This is a genomic window from Mesorhizobium tianshanense (assembly GCF_007830515.1).
Taxonomy (GTDB): domain Bacteria; phylum Pseudomonadota; class Alphaproteobacteria; order Rhizobiales; family Rhizobiaceae; genus Mesorhizobium; species Mesorhizobium tianshanense.
Window position 1 is genome coordinate 1 of the sequence record NZ_VLKT01000121.1, and the last position, 5,664, is coordinate 5,664.

5 protein-coding genes are annotated in these 5,664 nt (G+C 64.4%); 2 read left to right on the forward strand and 3 right to left on the reverse strand.

The window, feature by feature from the left end:
* Positions 1 to 298: ISAs1 family transposase (locus tag IQ26_RS38440; RefSeq protein WP_145723524.1), on the forward strand; the 298-nt coding region annotated here is incomplete at its 5' end.
* A gap of 128 nt (positions 299 to 426) precedes the next feature.
* Entirely contained in the window at positions 427 to 1,959 is a 1,533-nt protein-coding gene (locus tag IQ26_RS38445) for a YifB family Mg chelatase-like AAA ATPase (RefSeq protein WP_145723525.1), read from the forward strand.
* A gap of 90 nt (positions 1,960 to 2,049) precedes the next feature.
* Here IQ26_RS38445 and IQ26_RS38450 read toward each other — a convergent pair whose 3' ends face one another.
* From IQ26_RS38450 to IQ26_RS38460, 3 genes are all read right to left on the reverse strand, one after another.
* The gene (locus IQ26_RS38450) at positions 2,050 to 2,592 is read right to left on the reverse strand and encodes a hypothetical protein (RefSeq protein ID WP_145723526.1); all 543 of its coding nucleotides are present in this window, start codon (positions 2,590 to 2,592) and stop codon (positions 2,050 to 2,052) included.
* A gap of 383 nt (positions 2,593 to 2,975) precedes the next feature.
* Positions 2,976 to 5,150, reverse strand: coding sequence for a malate synthase G (locus tag IQ26_RS38455; protein WP_145723527.1), 2,175 nt, complete (start codon positions 5,148 to 5,150; stop codon positions 2,976 to 2,978).
* Positions 5,151 to 5,454: 304 nt separating this feature from the next.
* A partial coding sequence (locus tag IQ26_RS38460; RefSeq protein ID WP_145717930.1) for a transposase occupies positions 5,455 to 5,664 on the reverse strand: 210 nt, incomplete at its 5' end.

A 5,664-nucleotide genomic window follows, 5' to 3' on the forward strand; every position in this document is an offset into this window, starting at 1 on the left:
GGTCAGGGTCGAGCGGCGATGCTACATCTCCTCCCGTGTCCTCTCCGCGAAAGCCTTTGCCGAGGCCGCCAGAGCCCATTGGGGCATCGAGAACGGGCTCCACTGGGTTCTCGATGTCCAGTTCAAGGAGGACCAATCGCGCCTGCGCCGCGGCCATGGTGCCACAAACATGGCGATGGTCCGCCACCTCGCCCTCAATCTCATCCGCGCTATGCCCGGCAAACAATCCATCAAGGGAAAGCGAAAACTCGCAACCTGGGATACCGGCTACCTCTTGGCCGCCCTCCAAGCGCGTTAACCTGGACTCGTTGCCCTGCCGTTCCCGTAATGTTCTTGCCTTGGCGATAAATCTGTGGTTGTCTGCGGTGACGCCGTTCGCGGCATGATCGCATGGGCTTCGGGCGAGCCCGTATCCGGGGGTAGAAGATGGTTGCGCGGGTCCGTACGGTCGCTTTCCAGGGCATCGAGGCTGTGCCGGTCGACGTGCAGGTGATGATCGCGCCGGGCAAGGTCAACATGCACATTGTCGGCCTCGCCGACAAGGCGGTGGCCGAAAGCCGCGAGCGGGTGCAGGCGGCGCTGCATGCGTCGGGCCTCTCGATGCCGTCGAAGAAGGTCACCGTCAATCTGGCGCCGGCCGACCTGCCCAAGGAGGGCAGCCACTACGACCTGCCGATCGCGCTCGGCCTGATGGCTGCATTGGGCGCCATTCCGGGCGACATGCTGGCCGGCTATGTCGTGCTCGGCGAACTGTCGCTCGACGGCACCATCGCCGCGGTGGCCGGTGCGCTGCCGGCGGCGATCGGCGCCAATGCCGAAGGCAAGGGCCTGATCTGCCCTTTCGCCTGCGGGCCGGAAGCGGCCTGGGCCGGCAAGGATTTCGACATTCTGGCGCCGCGCAGCCTGATCGCCATCGCCAATCATTTTCGCGGCACGCAGGTCCTGTCGCGGCCTGAGGCCGGCATTCATGCCTCGGCGCGCGACCTGCCGGATCTCGCCGACATCAAGGGCCAGGAGACCGCCAAGCGGGCACTGGAAGTGGCGGCGGCCGGCGGCCACAACCTGTTGATGATCGGACCACCGGGATCCGGCAAATCGATGCTGGCGCAGCCGCTGCCGTCGATCCTGCCGCCGCTGGCGCCGAAGGAATTGCTCGAAGTCTCGATGATCGCGTCGGTGGCCGGCGAACTGGGCGAAGGAAAACTCACAGACCGGCGGCCATTCCGCGCCCCGCACCATTCGGCCTCGATGGCGGCGATGGTCGGCGGCGGCCTGCGCGTGCGACCGGGCGAGGCGTCGCTTGCCCATCACGGCGTGCTGTTCCTCGACGAATTCCCCGAATTCTCGCCGCAGGCGCTCGACGCGTTGCGCCAGCCGCTGGAGACCGGCGACTGCATGATCGCCCGCGCCAACCACCGCGTCACCTATCCGGCGCGCATCCAGTTGGTCGCGGCGATGAACCCGTGCCGCTGCGGCATGGCCGGCGAGCCTGGCTATCGCTGCCTGCGCGGCGAGCGTTGCCGCACCGACTATCAGGCGCGGATATCAGGCCCGCTGCTCGACCGAATCGATCTCAGGATCGAGGTGCCGGCGGTCTCGGCCAGCGATCTGATCCGGCCGGACCGGGCGGAGAAGAGTGCAGATGTGGCGCTGCGCGTGGCGCGCGCCCGGACGATCCAGCGCGAACGCTTCGAGCGGCTCGGCGCGACCTCCACCACCACCAACGCGCATTGCTCGCCCTCGGTCATCGAGGAGGTCGCCATGCCGGATGCATCAGGCCTGTCGCTGCTCAAGGATGCCAGCGAAAAACTCGGCTTTTCCGCGCGAGCCTACCACCGGGTGCTGAAGGTGGCGCGCACGCTGGCCGATCTCGAAGCCAGCGAGACGGTCGGCCGCATCCATCTGGCCGAGGCGATATCCTACCGCATGAGCTCGGAACGGATGGCGCAGGCGGCGTGACAAGGATCCGCTCCCTCGCGCCGGTGGGCCGGTAGCGGCCCGGGCCGGCAAGGAGCTCGACATTTCTGACGCTACGCAGCCTGATCGCTACTACTTAACCGGAATCATGAGATGTGCGTAGGGAGTGCCCGCCCACATCACATATGGCCTCGACGTGTCCGGCTTGGGGTCCGTCGGATAGCCCTGCATCATGTCCGTTGCGTTGACGATCATCACGTGCGGGCCGGTCTCCACCCAATTGTTGCCTTCCTCGGGCTTTGTCGCATAAGGATCGGTGTTGCTCCCGTCGGTGCCGCCGGACAGCATATACAGGAAGCCAACCTTGCCCTTGGGCGGTTCCTTTTTTCCGATCCACGCCACCGCCCATTCCATCGCGTTCGCATCGCCACACATTGGATCCGGGCCAGGCGAGGCCGGATTGTCCGGCATGCACCAGAAGCCGTTTGTGCCCTCGCGCAATGTGCGCATTGCGCCTTTCTCATCCATGGCGTGGATCGTAGCGCCGCTTCCTACAGCGGGGGGTGCGGCGGATTCAGCGCTCTTGATCATCGCAGCGTCATCGGCGGCTACGCCTTGCATCGCAAACAAACTGCCCGCCGCCAAAAGGGCAGCGACCGTCAGAAGCCGTTTCATGGCCGTTCTCCCGGTTTGAGTTGATCTTGTGCATGATGTTGGACGCACGGCCTCCCAGAGCCGTTTGTCGGTGTTTAAATCGTAGCAGATCGCATGCACCGGGACAATGATGTTTTAGCAATACCTAATATCTATCGGGTGTTCAGGCTGAAATTGTGCTACATTAATCCGCGCATTTCTCGGCGTTGAATATCCGGCATGTTTTTCCCGCCCAAATGCTCTGGAACGGGCTGCAACGCGCCTTCGGCCACGGCCTGAGCACGGAGGCGCACGAACATCCGGAGCGAGGTCAGGCGTCAGCGGCGCATCTCAAACACGCAGCATCGGACGATCTTCTATTTCGCGCCTCGTCCCTTGAGACCGCACCTTTGCAGCGCGGGCTGCTATCCAGCCCTATCCTTCGTCTTCAGCTCCAGGCGCCGCGCATGCAGCACCGGCTCGGTGTAGCCGTTGGGCTGGACCCGGCCCTTGAAGACGAGGTCGCAGGCGGCGAGGAAGGCGATGGACTTGTCGAAGTCGGGCGCCATCGGCCGGTAGAACGGATCGCCTGTGTTCTGGCGGTCGACGATCGCCGCCATGCGCTTCATCGTCTCCATCACCTGGTCTGAGGTGCAGACGCCATGATGCAGCCAGTTGGCGATGTGCTGCGAGGAAATGCGCAGCGTGGCGCGGTCCTCCATCAGGCCGATGTCATTGATGTCAGGCACTTTCGAGCAGCCGACGCCCTGGTCGATCCAGCGCACGACATAGCCCAGAATGCCTTGCGCGTTGTTGTCGAGCTCCTTCTGGATGTCCGCCTGAGACCAGTTCGGCCGCACCGCGACCGGCACCGACAGGATGTCGTCGAGCTTTGCCTTGGGCCGGCTCTTCAGCGCCACTTGGACGGCATGGACATCGACCTTGTGATAGTGGGTGGCGTGCAGCGTCGCCGCCGTCGGCGACGGCACCCAGGCGGTGTTGGCACCGGCCTTGGGGTGGGCAATCTTCTCGTTGAGCATCGCCGCCATCAGGTCTGGCATCGCCCACATGCCCTTGCCGATCTGGGCGTGACCGGCCAGCCCGCATTCCAGCCCGGTGTCGACGTTCCAGGCCTCATAGGCGGCAATCCAGGCGGCCTGCTTCATGTCGCCCTTGCGGATCATCGGGCCGGCTTCCATCGAGGTATGGATCTCGTCGCCGGTGCGGTCGAGAAAGCCGGTGTTGATGAAGACGACGCGGTCCTTGGCCGCGCGGATCGCCTCCTTGAGGTTGACTGTGGTGCGCCGCTCCTCGTCCATGATGCCCATCTTGATGGTATTCGCTGGCATCCCCAGCAGCGCCTCGACACGGTCGAAGATCTCGACGGCGAAGGCGACCTCTTCCGGCCCATGCATCTTGGGTTTTACGACATACATCGAGCCCGCGCGGGAATTCGCGCGGCGTCCGTTCGGCCCGACATCGTGCAGCGCGATCACCGCCGTCAGCGCCGCGTCCATGATGCCTTCCGGCACCTCGTTGCCGTCGCGGTCAAGGATCGCCGGATTGGTCATGAGGTGACCGACATTCCTGACCAGCATCAGCGAGCGGCCGGGCAGCGTCAGCTTGCCGCCATCGGGCGCGGTGTAAGCGCGGTCGGGATTGAGCTTGCGGGTAAAAGTCTTGCCTGATTTGGTGATCTCTTCCGCCAGGTCGCCCTTCATCAGGCCGAGCCAGTTGCGGTAGACCACGACCTTGTCCTCAGCGTCCACCGCCGCGACCGAATCCTCGCAGTCCTGGATGGTGGTCAGCGCCGATTCCAGGATGACATCGGCGATGCCGGCGGGATCGGTCTTGCCGATCTGGTTGCTGCGATCGATTGATATTTCGATGTGCAGGCCGTTCCTGGTGAGCAGGACGGCTTCGGGATTGGCGGCGTCGCCGCGATAGCCGGCAAATTGTTTGGGATCGGCAAGCGTGGTTGCGCCGGCGCCCTCGCCCAGCCGCAACATGCCGTTGGCAACCGAAAGCCCATTCACCCCTGCCCATTTGCCCGAGGTGAGCGGTACCGATTCGTCGAGAAAACCCTTCGCCCAGGCGATGACTTTGGCGCCGCGCGCGGGATTGAATCTCCCGCTCTTCTCGGCGCCGTCGGTCTCGGGAATGGCGTCGGTGCCGTAAAGCGCGTCGTAGAGCGAGCCCCAGCGCGCATTGGCGGCGTTCAGCGCATAGCGCGCATTCATCACCGGCACCACCAGCTGCGGCCCGGCCACCACCGAGATCTCCGGGTCGACATTTTCGGTCGCGACCGAGAAGGCCGGCCCTTCCGGCACGAGATAGCCGATCTCCTTCAGGAAGGACTTGTAGGCCTGCATGTCGACTGGCGCGCCGTTGTCGCGGTACCAGCGGTCGAGCTTGCCCTGCATGGCGTCGCGCTTTTCCAGCAGCGCCCGGTTCTTCGGCGCAAGACCGCTGACGATGGCCGAGAAGCCGGTCCAGAACGCATCGGCCGCAATGCCCGTGCCCGGCAGCGCCTCGTTCACAATGAAATCATGAAGCTCGCGGGCAATCTGCAATCCGGCGATCTCGACGCGATCGGTCATCAGGGCTTCTCCAAGATGAAAGGCTTTGGCCGGGCCTTTGGCATGTCAGGGTGGCAGGGTCAATTCAGCTTAGGGTGAAGGTAGGGCAAATCGCTTCAGGTTTTAGGTTTGCGCAGAACTTCGGAGATTTGCTCCGCCAGGCCAAGCTGCCAATCTCCCCCCTCGTGGGACCGTTGCGCAGTTTCAGGAGAGCGCTGGCGGGAACGGGTTTGGCGCCGGTTTTCGTTTGTTTTTGGGTTTTGGGGTGTCCTGTCTGGGGTTTCAGGCGGCGGTCCGGCCCTGTGTGGCCGGAATCCGGGCGCACCTATCCTGTGATGGCGGCCCATCGGCGCATGTTGAAGGCGATGGCCGCCATCGTCACCTGGGCGGCTGCCTTGGCCAGCCCGACATAGCGGATCGTGGTCAGCTTCATGCGGCGCTTGAGCGTGGCGAAAGTGGTCTCCACCGCAGCCCGCCGTCTGGCGATCAGGCGGTTGTAGCGTTTGAGCCGCGGCGGCAGCTCGGGATGGTGCTT

Bases quoted from the DNA above. Each gene is read 5' to 3' on its own strand.
- IQ26_RS38445 (WP_145723525.1), top strand. From the start codon at position 427: ATGGTTGCGCGGGTCCGTACGGTCGCTTTCCAGGGCATCGAGGCTGTG.
- IQ26_RS38450 (WP_145723526.1), bottom strand. From the start codon at position 2,592: ATGAAACGGCTTCTGACGGTCGCTGCCCTTTTGGCGGCGGGCAGTTTG.
- IQ26_RS38455 (WP_145723527.1), bottom strand. From the start codon at position 5,150: ATGACCGATCGCGTCGAGATCGCCGGATTGCAGATTGCCCGCGAGCTT.